This is a genomic window from Streptomyces sp. NPDC058650 (assembly GCF_042717315.1).
Classification (GTDB): domain Bacteria; phylum Actinomycetota; class Actinomycetes; order Streptomycetales; family Streptomycetaceae; genus Streptomyces.
On the sequence record NZ_JBHXRL010000013.1, the window covers coordinates 49,373 to 63,037 of the forward strand.

Here is a 13,665-nt window from a genome sequence, read left to right on the forward strand (position 1 = left end):
GCCGTTCACCGGCCTCAGTACGCGTACGTCGTGTTGCCGCCCAGGGAGACGGCCACCGCCTTGATCGCCGAGCCCTGGTTGAGGATCCTCACCGACTCGTACCGCGAGACCGTCGTGCCGTTGCCGAGCTGGCCCTCGCCGTTGTGGCCCCAGGTGAAGACGTCGTCCGCGGTGACCGCGACGCCGTGCCGGGCGCCCGCCGCGAGGTGCTGGACGCCTTGCAGGCGCGGGATCTCGACGGGGGCCGTGCGGTTGGTGCGGGAGACGTTGGAGTCGAAGGCCTCGTCGGCTTCCAGGAGCTGGCCGTACTGGTTGTTGCCCCAGCCCCAGACGTGGCTGTCGCTCGTCTTCACGTAGTTGTGGTGGGCGCCCGCCTCGATGTCGGAGACGCCCTCCACCCAGTCGACGTCGACGGGGACGGTGGAGGACTTGGTGGAGGAGTTGCCGAGCTGGCCGTACAGGTTGTAGCCCCAGGACTTGACCGTGTCGTCGGCGGTCAGCGCGAGGGCGTGGTGGCAGCCGGCGTCGATCTCCACGATGTTCTCCAGCCCCGTGACCTGCCGGGGTACGGAGCTGGTGGCGCGGCTGCCGGTGCCGAGCTGGCCGTGGATGCCGCGGCCCCAGGCGTACACCTTGCCGTTCTCCAGGAGGGCGAGGCTGAAGTCGCAGCCGGCCGAGATCCGCTTGACCTTGGGCATGCCCTGGACCCGGTCGGGGACGGTGCGGCTGTCGCCGGTGCGGTTGTTGCCGAGCTGGCCGTAGGCGTTGTCGCCCCAGGAGTAGACCTGGCCGCTCGTGTCGAGAGCGAGGGCGTGCTGCCCGCCCGCCGCCACGTCCGTGATGTTGTTCAGACGCGGGACGGTGGTCGGCACGGTCTGGTTGGTGTTGCCGCCGTTGCCGAGCTGGCCGGAGGAGTTGTGGCCCCAGGACTTGACCGTCTTGTCGGTACGGGCGAGGACGAAGGAGTCGGACGAGGAGGTGCCGCCCGCCGAGACCTGGTCGACGTCGCCGCGGAAGAGGCTGGTGACGGAGGACGGGCTGAGGCTGTCGGTCAGGGTGCCGTTGCCGAGCTGGCCGGTGCGGCCCGCGCCCCAGCTCAGTACGGTCGGATTCCCTTCGTTGGCGGTCGCGGCCGGGGCCAGTGCCGGTACGGCGGTGAGCACGGCGGCCGCCGTGAGGACGGCCGCGGCGAGCGGCCGGCCGCGCAGTGCGGCGGGGAGGGGCGGTGCGGCGGGGAGGGGCAGGGGGCCGCGCAGGGGAGTGCGCGCGGGGGTGCGTCGTGAACGGGACATGGCTCTGCTCTCCTTCGACGGGGACATACGGGAGCGCGGCGTCCGGTGGGTGCCGTCCGTGTCCGCGGGGGTGGGCGGAGGCGTACGGGGGCCGGGCGCGGGTCATGCGAACACGGGGGTGGCCGGGCCCTTGGGCATGGGACGCCCACGGCCCGTGCGACGACCGGGACGGGCCGTCGGGCACATGAGCAGACTGTCCGAGAATGATCACCACAGCGAGCCGGAACCGCTGAAACACCCGTCTGACGGACGCCCGTTCGGCGTCGCCTTCCGGGGGCGCACTCGCCCGTGACGAGCGCCCTGCGGAAGGTGCGGGAGGGGAGTCCCGGCGGGCCGCCGAACGGCGGCGGCCGGGGGAGTGAGGGGCCGCGTGGCGTACGGTCGGCCGCCCTCTCGCGTCCACCCCGGATTCCCTACGAACGGGTGGCGCGGCGGGCCCGGGAGGCGGCCCGCGAACCGGCCGCCGGCACCCCGGCCGAGGGGTCCCGAGTGCGCTCCGCCGAAGCGGTGAGCGGGTCCCGCCGTGCGCGCCGCGCCGTGTGTCCTGCCGTGGCGCCGGGGCCCTGCCGGTTAGCGTCGGAAAGCGCTCGGTGATCTTGAGGACAGTCCCCTGTCCGCCCCTGGCGTCCCCTTCCGAGCGCACCAACTCACCCCTGTCCCAAGGGAGTTCCCATGCCCACAGTCAAGGCATCGTCACGTCGTGCGCTGAGCGCCGCCGTCCTCGTCTCCGCTCTCGTCTCCGCCCTCGCCCTCACCCTGGCCCCCGTCGCGTACGGCGTCGAATGCCAGCCGGAGGACCAGGCCTGTCAGGACAAGGAGAACAACGCCGCGGAGGCGAAGAAGATCCAGGAACAGCAGAAGAAGACCCAGGAGGCGGCCAGCAAGGCCGACAAGGACATCGAGAAGATCGGCAAGGACCTGGAGGCCTGCCCGCCCGGCTCCAGCTCCTGCATGGAGAAGCTGGCCGGCAAGGGGGGCCGCGAGGAGGACGGCTTCACGGACATGAACACCACCATCTCCACGAACAAGCCCGAACCCGCCGACAACGCCGCACAGGCCGTCGACTCCACCTGCGCGGCCTTCCCCGCCTCCCTCCCGCAGGGTTCGAGCGACCCGGGCCAGTCCCCCTTCCCGGCCTCACAGCTCTGCTCGCTGCTCGGCTCCTGACCGGCCCCGCCCGTCCAGTCCCCTCCCTCTTTCCCCCGCAGCGCCCTCGAAAGGGTTCCCTCGTCATGTCTCCGCGCCGTCCCCGCGCCCGCCTGTCCGCCCTGGCTCTCGGCCTCACCGCCCCCCTCGCGCTCCTCGCCCCGCCCGCCGCCGCCGAGGAGACGCCCGGCGAGCCCCCCGCCGCCCCCGTCGCCCGCGCCGTCACCGCCGACGGCCGCCCGGCGAAGATCGCCGAAGTCCTGGAGTACTGCGGGACGAAGCGCACGGCCTGCTCGTTCGCGATCGACCCCCAGCAGGACCGCGAGTACGCCACCGCCGTCAAGTCCCTCGGAAACGCCGTCGTCAACTGCACCACGAGCGACATGGGGGTCGACCGGACCGTCACCCTGCGGACCAGCAGCACCGACAACATCGGCGGCGAGATCTCCGGCAAGATCACCGTCGAAGGCACGGTCACCGCTGCCGGAGAGGTCACCACCAACCTCTCCAACGACATCACCAGCGAGAACAAGACGCCCAATCTCAAGGACGGCCCGACCTCGACGAACGGCACCAAGACCACCGTCGCCGGCGGCGGCAAGCTGTCCGGCTCAATGAGCGCGAAACTCGCCTTCGAGGCCGCCTTCAAGGCCACCTACTCCAAGTCCTGGACGATCGAGAACACCGAGGCGACGGTCTACAAGACCACCGTCAAGCCGTACGACATGCTCGTCTTCGGTGCCAGCGCCTCCATGCGGCGCGTGGTCGGCAACCTCGTCACGGACACCGGGAAGAAGATCCTCAACGTGAGCGTGGACAGCCCGTCCATGGTCAACAGCAGCACCTTCGTCGCCCAGACGTACGCCGTCCCGGACAACCTCTGCGGCCGCAAGCGCCCCGCCGGTGACACCGCCCCCGACACCGACAACGCCGACCCCGGTACGGGCGGCGGACTCCGGCACGCCGTGCGCGAGGTGCCGGCCGCCCGGGCGGTGCCCCCGGGAGCCGACCCGAAGCGCGAAGTCGTCCTGTCGTCCCACGGTTCCTGAATCCGGAGGAGGTCCCCGCCATGAACCGCTCACTCGCCGCCTTCTCCGTCCTCGGCGCCGCCGGTCTGCTCCTCCCCGTCGCCCCCCTCGCTGCCTCGGCCGCGCCCGCCGCGCCCGCCGCGCCCGCCGCGCCCGCCGCGCCCGCCGCGCAGGCCGTCCCCGTCCTCAACGGCGACTTCGCCGACCCCGTCATGAAGGGCGACGGCCCGACCACCGTCGGCATCGACTTCTGGGCCGGACTCAACCAGCGCTACTCGCCCACCGCTTCGGGCCGCACGGACGGCTCCCACGCCGTCGCCCTCCAGAAGGACGGCAACACCCTCCAACAACGGCTGCGGGGCGTCCGCGCGGGCGCCAAGGTCACCGTCAGCTACGAGGACAGCCCCGCCGTCTCCAAGGAGTGCACCGGCGAACAGGTCGTCAACGGCCAGCCGTACGCGGTCACCGGCTCCGGCGGCCCCGTCCGCGAGGTCACCACCGCCGGGGACCCCGACCGTACGAAGGGCAAGCCCGGCACCGGCCGCTGGACCGGCCGGAGCTACGAGTTCACCGCCGGGGAGAACGAACCCCTGCTCACCTTCACCACCCGGGTCACCGACTCCCGTACGCACGTGACCTGTTCACCGATGATCGCCCGCGTCCGCGCGGTCGAGGTGCCGCCGGCCCTCGACAAGACCGTCGACAAGACGGCGCTCGGCACCTCCGAGGCGTACAAGGGCAACGAACGGGAGAGCACCCTCCACAACGCGGCCGCCGCCTGCAACGGGGAGAACGCCTGCACCTTCCGCCCCGACACCCGCACCTCCTTCCGCTACTACGACCGGTCCCGGGTCGTCGGCGAGGCCTACATCAACTGCACCCGGAACGCGCTGGAGCACTCCCGGGTGCTCTCCTACTCCGAGCGCGGGCACGACAACATCTCCCAGACCTACGCGGCGGCGGGTCTCCCGCTCAACGAGGTGGCGAAGCTGCCCACTTCGGGGATGCGGGCGGAGGACGAGAAGCGCCTCAAGGAGCGGCCCATGGCCGCGCAGTTCGCCCTCGCCTACGAGAACACCTGGCAGCGGCCCTGGCAGTGGTTCAGCGGCGACGAGCGGACCGTCGTGGAGAAGATCCAGCCCGGCGAGGTCAGTTGGGTCGAGCTCCAGCCGAGCCGGGAACGGGTCGAGGGCTGGTTCCTCGGCAAGAAGGACGACTACCGGCTGCACGCCGTGATCGACGGCCCCTCGCGCGCCGTCCCCGACCGGCTGCTCCAGCGCACTGGGCCCATGTCCGAGGCGGAGAAGCAGCGTTGTGCCGCCGCCCGACCCATGACCACCACGCCGGTGGGCGCGGACGCGCCCGCGAGCTCCAGCGACAAGGGCCTCCTCAGGGCCCCCGCGCCGTCGGCCGCCGGCACGCGGTCCGTGAACCGGAGCGTGCCGCTGGGGTGACGCCATGGCGCTGTGACGCCCTTGGCTCCGTGGCCCGGTGGCCCGGTGCCCCGGTGCCCCGGTGACCCCGTGCCCCTGACCGAGGCGGTCATCGACTTGGCAAGTTCCTTGTCGGCAGGGGCATTCCGCCGCTCGTCCTGGCGGGCGGACAGCTGAGCGCGGCCACCGTCCTGCTGCTCGCCGCCTTCCCCTTCCTGGGCCTCCAGGCCGTCACCTGGCGCGCCGACTCGGTGATCGCGGTGCTCGTCCTCGGCGTGGTCTGCGCCGGCTTCGCCGCGCTGCTCGACTTCGAGCTGATCGCCAAGGACGGGCCCACGGTGGCCTCGACCGTGACGTACCCGTGACCGCGGTGGCCGTCGTCCTGGGCGCGGTGGCGCTCCGCGAACCGCTCGGCCCGCCGGTGTGGCTCGCGGCGGTCGCGGTGCTCGCCGCCACCGGCCTCCTCCGGCGACGGCCGCAACACGCCGTTCATTCAACGGGCGGCGGGCCGGTGGTAGCGTCGAAAGCGGAAACGCCCGGGACTCATGGGGGAGGCGCGCGTGGCTTTCGTGGTCGAACTCGTCTTCCGTGGAAGTGAGTCGGACCGGTCGCGTTTCGGGGAGGCGCACCGCACGTACTGGAAGAGAATGGCGGCGCGCGGAATCCTCCTCGGAGGCGGCCCGTGGCGGGACGGCACCGGAGAACTCCTCCTCTGCGAGGCCGACGACCGCCGGACGCTCTTACGGGTGCTCCACGCCGACCCGTACGCGCGGGCCCAGGTCGTCGGGGAGCCGCGGATCCGGGAATGGCACGCGCTGCTGGGGCGCATGGCGCCCGCCCGTCCCGAGCGGTCCCTTCCGGCACCCGTCGCCGTCTTGACCGCCCACGAGCGGCGCATCGCCACGATGATGCTGGACGGCCTCACCAACAAGCAGATAGCGGAGTCCTTCACGGTGTCGACCCGCGCCGTGGAACTGCACATCACCCGCATCTATCGCAAGCTCGACATTCGCCGACGGGCCCAACTGGCCGCCGTCATCGGCCGAGGAGTGCCGCGCGGAGCGGTGAAATGAGCATCAGGACGCCAGGCGCTGAGCATCAGGACTCCAGATAGCGCAGCACGGCGAGGATTCGGCGGCTGTAGCCGTCGGCCCTGCGCAGCTCCAGCTTGTCGAAGACGGCGTTGAGGTACTTCTCCACCGCACTGAGGGAGAGGTGCAGTTGCCGCGCGATGGCGGCGTTCGTGTATCCCTGGGCCAGCACTTCCAGGACCTCGCGCTCGCGCGGGGTCAGCCTGGCGAGCGGATCGCCGTGCGTGCTGCGGACGACCAACTGCCGTACGACCTCCGGGTCGATCGCCGCCCCGCCCTCGTGGACCCGCTCCAGCGCGTCGAGGAACTCCTCGACCTGAGCCACCCGGTCCTTGAGCAGATAGCCGACCCGCTCCGCCCCTGCGGCGAGCAGCCGGGCCGCGTAGCTCCGCTCGACGTGCTGCGAGAGGACGAGGACACCCGTCTCCGGCCACCGCTCGCGGATCTCCACGGCGGCCCGCAACCCCTCGTCGGTGTGCGTCGGAGGCATCCGGATGTCGACGACCGCGACGTCCGGGCGCAGGGCCCCGACGTCCGCGACCAGGGTCACGGCGTCGCCGAGCGCGGCCACGACCTCGTGGCCCTCCTCGGTGAGGAGACGGACGAGGCCCTCCCTCAGCAGGGTCGAGTCCTCGGCAAGGATCACGCGCACGGCAGCTCCGCGACAAGGGTGGTGGGTCCCCCGAGGGGGCTGTCGACACGCAGGGCACCGTCGAGCGCTTCGACCCGGCTTCGCAGGCCGGTCAGTCCGCTGCCGGCCGGATCGGCGCCGCCCCGCCCGTCGTCCTCGATCCGCAGCGTGAGCAGCGGACCTTCGGGCGGGCCGCCGAGGGAGACACGGACGGAGACGGCGGAGGCCGAGGCGTGCTTGGCGGCGTTCGTGACGGCCTCGGAGACCACGAAGTAGGCGGCCGTCTCGACGGACCGGGGGAGCGGCCCGTCGACCTCGAACCGGATGCGCAGCGGGACGGAGCACCGCTGCGCCACCCCGCCCAGCGCCTCTTCGAGACCCAGGCTGTCCAGCGCGGAGGGGTACACCCGCCAGGCCACGTCCCGCAGTTCGGCCAGTACGTCACCGGCCTCCTCGTGCGCCTGGAGGAGCAGCGCCTCCGCCTGCTCCGGATCCCGGTCCCGGCTCCGGCGCGCCCGACCGAGCAGCATCGCGAGCGCCACGAGCCGCTGCTGCACGCCGTCGTGGAGATCACGCTCGATGCGCCGGCGCTCGGCGTCCACGGCTTGTACGACGGCGGCCCGGCTGACGGCGAGTTCGTCGATCCGGCGCCGCAGCAGCTCGCTCTCGGAGGGCCCGAAGCACGCACGGGCGAGCCGGGCGTCCAGGGCGGCGAGCGCGTACAGGCCCTGCACGTCGAGGAAGAGCAGGACGCCGCCGAGGAGCAGTTGCGCGGACAGTTCTGCCCAGCCGAGCGTGCCGCGCACGACGCCCCCGACGAGCAGCCCCGCCAGGACGGCGCCGAATCCGAGGAGCCCGAGGACGATCCCGGACACCACGCCCGTCCCCGTACGGGCCGCGAGATAGCGCAGGAGCCGCCGGTCGGAGACCGTGTACGGGCCGGGGAAGCGGTCCCCGAAGAAGGCGGAACGGCGGCTCCGCTCCAGCGCCGCGAGGCGCCGCGCACCGGCCGTCAGGACCTCACGGGCCCTCGGCCGGGTGCGGGGCCACAGCAGGAAGGGCCCGAGGGCGACCCCGGAGACCAGGAAGAACAGGACGCTGAGCAGGGCGGTCGGGCAGCCGAGGAGAGACCCGGCCAGGCGGCGCGCCGATCCGGGCACGGTGTCCCGCCGCGTGTCCCCCTGCGGGTCCACCCGCGTGTCCACCCGCGCGTCCACCCGCGCGTCCCTCGGCTCGTCTCCTCGCACGGTTCCCGAGGCTAGCCCCGGCCCCGGGGCCCTACAAGATCGTCCGGAGGATACGTGTCCCCGCTCGCCGCCCACGAGCGACGGTACGTGTCCCGGCTCGCCGGTCACGAGGTGCGGCGGTGCTGGGCGCGCCCGCGCCCCCGGAGCCGTACGGCCAGATACGCGGCCAGGGCCACGAACGCGAGCGCCAGGACGGCCTTGGACAGCACGCCGACGTACCCCTCGACCAGGTCCCAGCGGTCCCCGAGCCAGTAACCGGCCATCACGAGAACGCTGTTCCAGACGAGGCTGCCGACCGTCGTGAGGAGGAGGAAGAGGGGCACCGGCATCCGCTCGACGCCGGCCGGCACGGAGATCAGACTGCGGAAGATCGGCACCATCCGCCCCAGGAGCACCGCCTTGGTGCCGTGCCGCGCGAACCACTCCTCGGTTGCCTCCAGATCGGAGACCTTCACCAGCGGCAGCCGCGCCCAGAGCGCGTGCATGCGCCGCCGCCCGAACAGCGCGCCGATCCAGTAGAGGGCCACGGCCCCGGCCACCGAGCCCAGCGTCGTCCAGAACAGCGCCGACGCCAGGCTGATCACGCCCTGCCCGGCGGCGAAGCCGGTCAGGGGCAGGATCACCTCGCTGGGCAACGGCGGAAACAGGTTCTCCAGGGCGATGGCGAGCCCCGCGCCTGGCCCGCCCATCGTCTCGACGAGCCCGGTGGCCCATCCGGCGACACCGTCGGCGGGTTCCTGTGCGGCCTGGGCCACGAGCAACTGGTGGGGGAGCGGCATGACGGGGTCTCCAAGCGGCGAGGGAGGCGCCGGGGCGAGCTCCCCGGCACGTCTCCAACCTAGAAATCCCGGCTCAGCCCCGGTATGGGGCTTCCCGCCCGGCTTCCTGCGGAAAACCGCAGGGTCGTCACTCCGGCCGGAACGGTCCGTCGAGCGCCGCCCACTGGAGCAGCATGATGGTCTTGGCGTCGGCGATCCGGCCGTCGCGGACCATGGCGAGCGCCTCGGCGAAGGGGAGCTCCACGGTCGTGATGTCCTCGCCCTCGGCGGCGATTCCGCCGCCACCGCCGGAGAACTCCGCCGCGTCGTAGGGGGCGGCGAAGAAGTGCAGCCGCTCGGTGACCGAGCCGGGGCTCATGTAGACGTCGAAGACGTGCTCGGCGGCCCCGATGGTGTGCCCGGTCTCCTCGGCGGCCTCCCGCCGGATCGCCTCCTCCGGGCTCTCGTCGTCCAGGAGTCCGGCGGCGGTTTCGAGGAGCATGCCGTCGGGGTGCCCGTTGACGTAGGCGGGGAGGCGGAACTGACGGGTCAGCAGCACCGTACGGCGTGCGGTGTCGTGGAGGAGGACCGTCGCGCCGTCGCCGCGGTCGTGGGTCTCGCGCTGCTCGCGGCTCCAGTGCCCGTCGCTGTGCCGGTAGTCGAAGGTGGTCTTGCGCAGCACGTACCAGTCGCAGGACAGCACCTCCACGTCACGGATCCGCACGCGCGGGTTGCCGGTCAGGTCGCGGCCCTGCCGGTCGAGGCCGGTGCGGCCGCGGCGGTCGGGGGTGTCGACGCCGGCGGTCATCGGGCGGTGGCCGGGACGACGGACGGGACGGCGGCGAGGGAACCGTAGACGTCCTTGCCCTGCGCCCGGGCCTGGTCGACCATCATGTCCGCTCCCTCGGAGGGGCCGCCGATCCGGAGGACCGCGTCGCAGCGGGAGAGCAGCCGCTCGGCGACCGGGTGGAAGACCTCGTCGAAGAGCGCGTCGCCGGGGCGGGCGCCGCCGGCGGCCTCCAGGAGCGGGAGGGCGAGGGCCTCGCCGGTGACGGGCAGGTGCCCGGCGCGGAAGAGGAGGAGAGCGACCTCGTTCATCGCCCGTACGTTCGCTTCGAGCTTGAGGGGGTCGTCGCCGGTGCCCGAGCGGTAGGGGCCGGCGACGAGGATCATGAGCGGGCGGGGAACGGTGGTCACGAGCGGATCACTCCTCGGTACGAGCACGGGGTACGAGAACGGGGTACGAGCACGGCCTACGAGCGCAGGGCACGTGGCACCGGCCCGGGTACGCGCCGCACACGGACGGGTGCGGTGGGCGGTTTCAGGCCAGGTGTACGTCGACGCCCGCGTCCCGCAGCGCGTCCAGCGTCTGAGGGCCCCCGGGGTGCGTGGCGGCGTCCTCGGCGGCGCGGTCGGTGACGAAGTGGTGCGCCACGCCCAGCTCGGCGACCCGGCTGAACGCCCGCACGCCGAGCTTGGTGGCGTCCGCCACCGCGACCGTGCGGTCGGCCCGGGCGAGTCCGACCTGCTTGACGGCCGCGTCGTCCAGGGAGAACTCCGACCAGCCGTGCTCGGCGTGCACCCCGCCGATGGACATCAGGAAGCAGTCGAAGGCCAGCGATTCCAGCGTGCGCAGCGCGAGCGGGCCGACGAGGGACCGCTCGCCGGGACGCGACCGGCCGCCGACGACCAGCAGGTCGATCCCCGGTCTGTCGGCCAGGACCACCGCCGCCTGGATGCTGAGCACGGCGACCGTCAGCGGGCCGCGGGCGGCCAAGTGCTCGGCCACGTGCACGGTCGTGGTCCCCGCGTCCAGGAGGACGCGTGACCCCGGCTCCACCAGCGCGGCGGCGGCCGAGCCCAGACGGTCCTTGGTGGCGGCCTGCCACGGCTCCCGCGCCGAGAAGCCGGCTTGTTCGTCGCGTACACGGGTGGCGACGGCGCCGCCGTGCACGCGGCGCACGAGGCCCTGACGCTCCAGCGCGTCGAGGTCCCTGCGCACGGTCATCTCCGATACGCCCAGTCGATGGGAGAGCTCCGACACGGAAACCCGGTCGGAGCCCTGCACCAATCGCAGGGTCAGGTCCAGACGATTGGCGACACCCATGACCCATTTCTATCACGGTGATGTTCGAATGAACACGCCTTTGTGTGAACGGGTCGACGGGAACCAGCGGGGGCACTCCCCGGACCGCCTACCCTGGTGACTCATGACCAGCAGCAGCGACCGGAGTCCCGCAGTGAGCGTTGAAGGATCCAAGACCTACGAGATTCGTACCTACGGGTGCCAGATGAACGTGCACGACTCCGAGCGGCTCTCCGGTCTGCTGGAAGAGGCGGGCTACGTCAAGGCCCCCCGCGGATCCGACGGCGACGCCGACGTCGTGGTCTTCAACACCTGCGCGGTGCGGGAGAACGCCGACAACAAGCTGTACGGCAACCTCGGCCGGCTCGCCCCGATGAAGACCACGCGCCCGGGCATGCAGATCGCCGTCGGCGGCTGCCTCGCCCAGAAGGACCGCGACACCATCGTCAAGAAGGCCCCCTGGGTCGACGTGGTCTTCGGTACGCACAACATCGGCAAGCTGCCGGTGCTCCTGGAGCGCGCCCGCATCCAGGAGGAGGCGCAGATCGAGATCGCCGAGTCGCTGGAGGCCTTCCCCTCCACGCTGCCGACCCGGCGCGAGTCCGCCTACGCCGCCTGGGTCTCGATCTCCGTCGGCTGCAACAACACCTGCACCTTCTGCATCGTCCCGGCGCTGCGCGGCAAGGAGGAGGACCGCCGTCCGGGCGACATCCTCGCCGAGGTCGAGGCCCTGGTCGCCGAGGGCGTCTCCGAGATCACCCTGCTCGGCCAGAACGTCAACGCGTACGGCTCGGACCTGGGCGACCGCGAGGCCTTCTCCAAGCTGCTGCGGGCCTGCGGGCAGATCGAGGGCCTGGAGCGGGTCCGCTTCACCTCCCCGCACCCCCGTGACTTCACCGACGACGTGATCGCGGCGATGGCCGAGACGCCGAACGTGATGCCGCAGCTGCACATGCCGATGCAGTCCGGCTCGGACTCGATCCTCAAGGCGATGCGCCGCTCGTACCGGCAGGAGCGTTTCCTCGGGATCATCGAGAAGGTCCGCGCGGCCATTCCGCACGCCGCCATCTCCACCGACATCATCGTGGGCTTCCCCGGCGAGACCGAGGAGGACTTCCAGCAGACGATGCACGCCGTCCGCGAGGCCCGCTTCGCGAACGCCTTCACCTTCCAGTACTCCAAGCGCCCCGGCACCCCGGCCGCCGAGATGGACGGCCAGATCCCCAAGGACGTCGTGCAGGAGCGCTACATGCGCCTCGTCGCGCTCCAGGAGGAGATCTCCTGGGAGGAGAACAAGAAGCAGGTCGGCCGCACTCTGGAGGTCATGGTCGCCGAGGGCGAGGGCCGCAAGGACGGCGCCACGCACCGCCTCTCCGGCCGCGCCCCCGACAACCGGCTCGTCCACTTCACCAAGCCGGAGCAGGACGTCCGGCCCGGGGACGTCGTGACGGTCGAGATCACCTACGCCGCCCCGCACCACCTGCTCGCCGAGGGCCCGACGACGTCGGTACGCCGTACCCGCGCCGGCGACGCCTGGGAGAAGCGCACCACGGCGGCCGCCGCGAAGCCTGCGGGCGTGCTCCTCGGCCTCCCGAAGATCGGCGTCCCGGAGCCGCTCCCGGCAGCCGACGCACCGGCCTGCGGGAGCCACTGACCACGAGGGCGCGCGCCTGGGGGCGCGTGGCGGGGGACGACGAGGGCGCGGCGCCCTGGGGCCATCAGGGCGTGGCGCCCGGTGGCCGTCAGGCCGTGTCGACCGGTGGTCATGAGAGCGTGGCGCCCGGTGGCCGTGAGGGCGCCGCGCCCGGCGTCGACGGGGGAGCGCGACCGGCCGCGCAGTAGGGTGCGGATCATGCTTGTCGCCGCAGCCGTCTGCCCCTGTCCGCCGCTCCTCCTGCCCGAGGTCGCGACCGGCGCCGCCCCCGAGCTGGACGCCGCGCGCACGGCCTGCGCCGACGCCGTCGGACTGCTCGCCGCCTCGCGCCCCGACCGGCTGTACGTCGTCGGCCCCGCCGCCGCGGACGCCGCCGGCGTCTTCCCGGCCGGCTCGACGGGTTCCTTCGCCGGCTTCGGGGTCGACGTCTCCGTACGCCTCGGTGACGGGCCCGCCGCCGACCGCTCCCTGCCCGCGAGCCTGGCCGTCGGCGCCTGGCTGCTCGGCCGCGCCGACTGGGCCGACGCGCCCGTCGAGGGCCGGGGCGTGGGCGAGCGGGAGACGGCGGAGGCCTGCGCCGCGACCGGCCGTGAGCTCGCCGCCTCCGCCGGACGGGTCGCGCTCCTCGTGATGGGGGACGGCAGCGCCTGCCGGACCGTGAAGGCGCCCGGCTACCTGGACGAACGAGCGGCCGGCTTCGACGCCGGGGCCGCCCGCGCCCTGGGCACCGCAGACGTGCCCGCGCTGCTCGCGCTCGACGAGGAGCTCGCGTACGAGCTGAAGGCGGCCGGCCGCGCGCCCTGGCAGGTCCTGGCGGGCGCCGCCGAGGGCGCGGGGCTGGAAGGTCGACTCCTCCATGAGGACGCCCCGTACGGCGTGGAGTACATCGTCGCCGCCTGGTCCTGACAGGACGACACACGACACACGACATACGCCGTGCGGAGGGGAACTGTCGTCTACGGGTGACGCCGGTCGTCAGGCGGCCGGCGGCGGGGTCGTGCCGCCACTCCCGGGAGTGCCGTCGTCCTTGTGGCCGATCCGTTCCACTACGTCCTTGGCCTTGCCCGTACCGGACTGGATCTTGTCGCTGTACTTGCCCTTGGTCTTCTCGTCGACCAGTTTCGCGGCCTTGTCGAGACCGTGGTCGATCTTGTCCCCGTGCTGCTGCGCGAGGTCGGCCACTTTGTCCTTGGCAGGGGCGAGCTTGGCCTTCAGCGAATCCAGGAGACCCATGGGGCACCTTCCCTCCGCGGACCCTCGGGGGATCCGTGTTCCGTGTTTCGTGTCCTGCCCCCAGGA

At 72.6% G+C, this 13,665-nt stretch carries 14 protein-coding genes; 6 read left to right on the forward strand and 8 right to left on the reverse strand.

Translation table 11 applies throughout. The features are described 5' to 3' along the window. Positions 1-14 precede the first annotated feature (14 nt). Positions 15-1,292 (reverse strand): RCC1-like domain-containing protein, encoded by a 1,278-nt coding sequence (locus tag ACFWWU_RS23000; RefSeq protein WP_384147695.1) that lies wholly within the window; start codon positions 1,290-1,292, stop codon positions 15-17. 672 nt (positions 1,293-1,964) lie between these two features. On the opposite strand from ACFWWU_RS23000, the gene ACFWWU_RS23005 reads away from it, so the two are divergent. From ACFWWU_RS23005 to ACFWWU_RS23020, 4 genes are all read left to right on the forward strand, one after another. Further along, positions 1,965-2,459 carry a hypothetical protein gene (locus ACFWWU_RS23005; RefSeq protein WP_384147696.1) on the forward strand — a complete coding sequence of 165 codons (495 nt, stop codon included), beginning with the start codon at positions 1,965-1,967 and terminating at the stop codon, positions 2,457-2,459. A 65-nt stretch (positions 2,460-2,524) separates the two neighbouring features. Beyond that, positions 2,525-3,487 carry a hypothetical protein gene (locus tag ACFWWU_RS23010; RefSeq protein WP_384147697.1) on the forward strand — a complete coding sequence of 321 codons (963 nt, stop codon included), beginning with the start codon at positions 2,525-2,527 and terminating at the stop codon, positions 3,485-3,487. Positions 3,488-3,507: 20 nt separating this feature from the next. Then, positions 3,508-4,920: a hypothetical protein gene (locus ACFWWU_RS23015; RefSeq protein ID WP_384147698.1), complete on the forward strand. Its 1,413-nt coding sequence runs from the start codon at positions 3,508-3,510 to the stop codon at positions 4,918-4,920. Positions 4,921-5,459: 539 nt separating this feature from the next. After that, positions 5,460-5,972: a LuxR C-terminal-related transcriptional regulator gene (locus tag ACFWWU_RS23020; protein WP_384147699.1), complete on the forward strand. Its 513-nt coding sequence runs from the start codon at positions 5,460-5,462 to the stop codon at positions 5,970-5,972. A 25-nt stretch (positions 5,973-5,997) separates the two neighbouring features. Here the strand turns inward: ACFWWU_RS23020 and ACFWWU_RS23025 are convergent, their stop codons facing one another. The 6 genes from ACFWWU_RS23025 to ACFWWU_RS23050 form a co-directional block, all read right to left on the reverse strand. Further along, the gene (locus ACFWWU_RS23025; protein WP_384147700.1) at positions 5,998-6,642 is read right to left on the reverse strand and encodes a response regulator; all 645 of its coding nucleotides are present in this window, start codon (positions 6,640-6,642) and stop codon (positions 5,998-6,000) included. After that, the gene (locus tag ACFWWU_RS23030; protein WP_384147816.1) at positions 6,633-7,814 is read right to left on the reverse strand and encodes a sensor histidine kinase; all 1,182 of its coding nucleotides are present in this window, start codon (positions 7,812-7,814) and stop codon (positions 6,633-6,635) included. Before ACFWWU_RS23030 ends, ACFWWU_RS23025 begins: the two co-directional genes overlap by 10 nt. A gap of 158 nt (positions 7,815-7,972) precedes the next feature. Continuing rightward, a complete protein-coding gene (locus ACFWWU_RS23035; RefSeq protein WP_384147701.1) occupies positions 7,973-8,647 on the reverse strand; it encodes a DedA family protein in 675 nt (224 codons plus the stop codon). A 127-nt stretch (positions 8,648-8,774) separates the two neighbouring features. Then, the gene (locus ACFWWU_RS23040; RefSeq protein WP_384147702.1) at positions 8,775-9,434 is read right to left on the reverse strand and encodes an NUDIX domain-containing protein; all 660 of its coding nucleotides are present in this window, start codon (positions 9,432-9,434) and stop codon (positions 8,775-8,777) included. After that, the gene (locus ACFWWU_RS23045; RefSeq protein WP_384147817.1) at positions 9,431-9,799 is read right to left on the reverse strand and encodes a DUF4406 domain-containing protein; all 369 of its coding nucleotides are present in this window, start codon (positions 9,797-9,799) and stop codon (positions 9,431-9,433) included. Before ACFWWU_RS23045 ends, ACFWWU_RS23040 begins: the two co-directional genes overlap by 4 nt. A gap of 148 nt (positions 9,800-9,947) precedes the next feature. Continuing rightward, on the reverse strand, positions 9,948-10,733 hold the full coding sequence (locus tag ACFWWU_RS23050) for a DeoR/GlpR family DNA-binding transcription regulator (RefSeq protein ID WP_384147703.1): 786 nt from the start codon (positions 10,731-10,733) through the stop codon (positions 9,948-9,950). Positions 10,734-10,836: 103 nt separating this feature from the next. Between ACFWWU_RS23050 and miaB the strand changes: the two genes are divergently transcribed. Further along, positions 10,837-12,366 (forward strand): tRNA (N6-isopentenyl adenosine(37)-C2)-methylthiotransferase MiaB, encoded by a 1,530-nt coding sequence (gene miaB, locus ACFWWU_RS23055; RefSeq protein ID WP_384147704.1) that lies wholly within the window; start codon positions 10,837-10,839, stop codon positions 12,364-12,366. A 198-nt stretch (positions 12,367-12,564) separates the two neighbouring features. Next, positions 12,565-13,272 (forward strand): class III extradiol dioxygenase subunit B-like domain-containing protein, encoded by a 708-nt coding sequence (locus ACFWWU_RS23060; protein WP_384147705.1) that lies wholly within the window; start codon positions 12,565-12,567, stop codon positions 13,270-13,272. Positions 13,273-13,341: 69 nt separating this feature from the next. Here ACFWWU_RS23060 and ACFWWU_RS23065 read toward each other — a convergent pair whose 3' ends face one another. Beyond that, the gene (locus tag ACFWWU_RS23065) at positions 13,342-13,599 is read right to left on the reverse strand and encodes an antitoxin (protein WP_384147706.1); all 258 of its coding nucleotides are present in this window, start codon (positions 13,597-13,599) and stop codon (positions 13,342-13,344) included. Between the last annotated feature and the right edge of the window lie 66 nt (positions 13,600-13,665).

Excerpts from the sequence above, each read along its gene's own strand:
- ACFWWU_RS23015 (WP_384147698.1), top strand. The coding sequence starts at position 3,508 with ATGAACCGCTCACTCGCCGCCTTCTCCGTCCTCGGCGCCGCCGGTCTG.
- miaB (WP_384147704.1), top strand. The coding sequence starts at position 10,837 with ATGACCAGCAGCAGCGACCGGAGTCCCGCAGTGAGCGTTGAAGGATCC.
- ACFWWU_RS23035 (WP_384147701.1), bottom strand. The coding sequence starts at position 8,647 with ATGCCGCTCCCCCACCAGTTGCTCGTGGCCCAGGCCGCACAGGAACCC.
- ACFWWU_RS23045 (WP_384147817.1), bottom strand. The coding sequence starts at position 9,799 with ATGATCCTCGTCGCCGGCCCCTACCGCTCGGGCACCGGCGACGACCCC.
- ACFWWU_RS23040 (WP_384147702.1), bottom strand. The coding sequence starts at position 9,434 with ATGACCGCCGGCGTCGACACCCCCGACCGCCGCGGCCGCACCGGCCTC.
- ACFWWU_RS23000 (WP_384147695.1), bottom strand. The coding sequence starts at position 1,292 with ATGTCCCGTTCACGACGCACCCCCGCGCGCACTCCCCTGCGCGGCCCC.
- ACFWWU_RS23050 (WP_384147703.1), bottom strand. The coding sequence starts at position 10,733 with ATGGGTGTCGCCAATCGTCTGGACCTGACCCTGCGATTGGTGCAGGGC.
- ACFWWU_RS23060 (WP_384147705.1), top strand. The coding sequence starts at position 12,565 with ATGCTTGTCGCCGCAGCCGTCTGCCCCTGTCCGCCGCTCCTCCTGCCC.
- ACFWWU_RS23005 (WP_384147696.1), top strand. The coding sequence starts at position 1,965 with ATGCCCACAGTCAAGGCATCGTCACGTCGTGCGCTGAGCGCCGCCGTC.
- ACFWWU_RS23010 (WP_384147697.1), top strand. The coding sequence starts at position 2,525 with ATGTCTCCGCGCCGTCCCCGCGCCCGCCTGTCCGCCCTGGCTCTCGGC.
- ACFWWU_RS23065 (WP_384147706.1), bottom strand. The coding sequence starts at position 13,599 with ATGGGTCTCCTGGATTCGCTGAAGGCCAAGCTCGCCCCTGCCAAGGAC.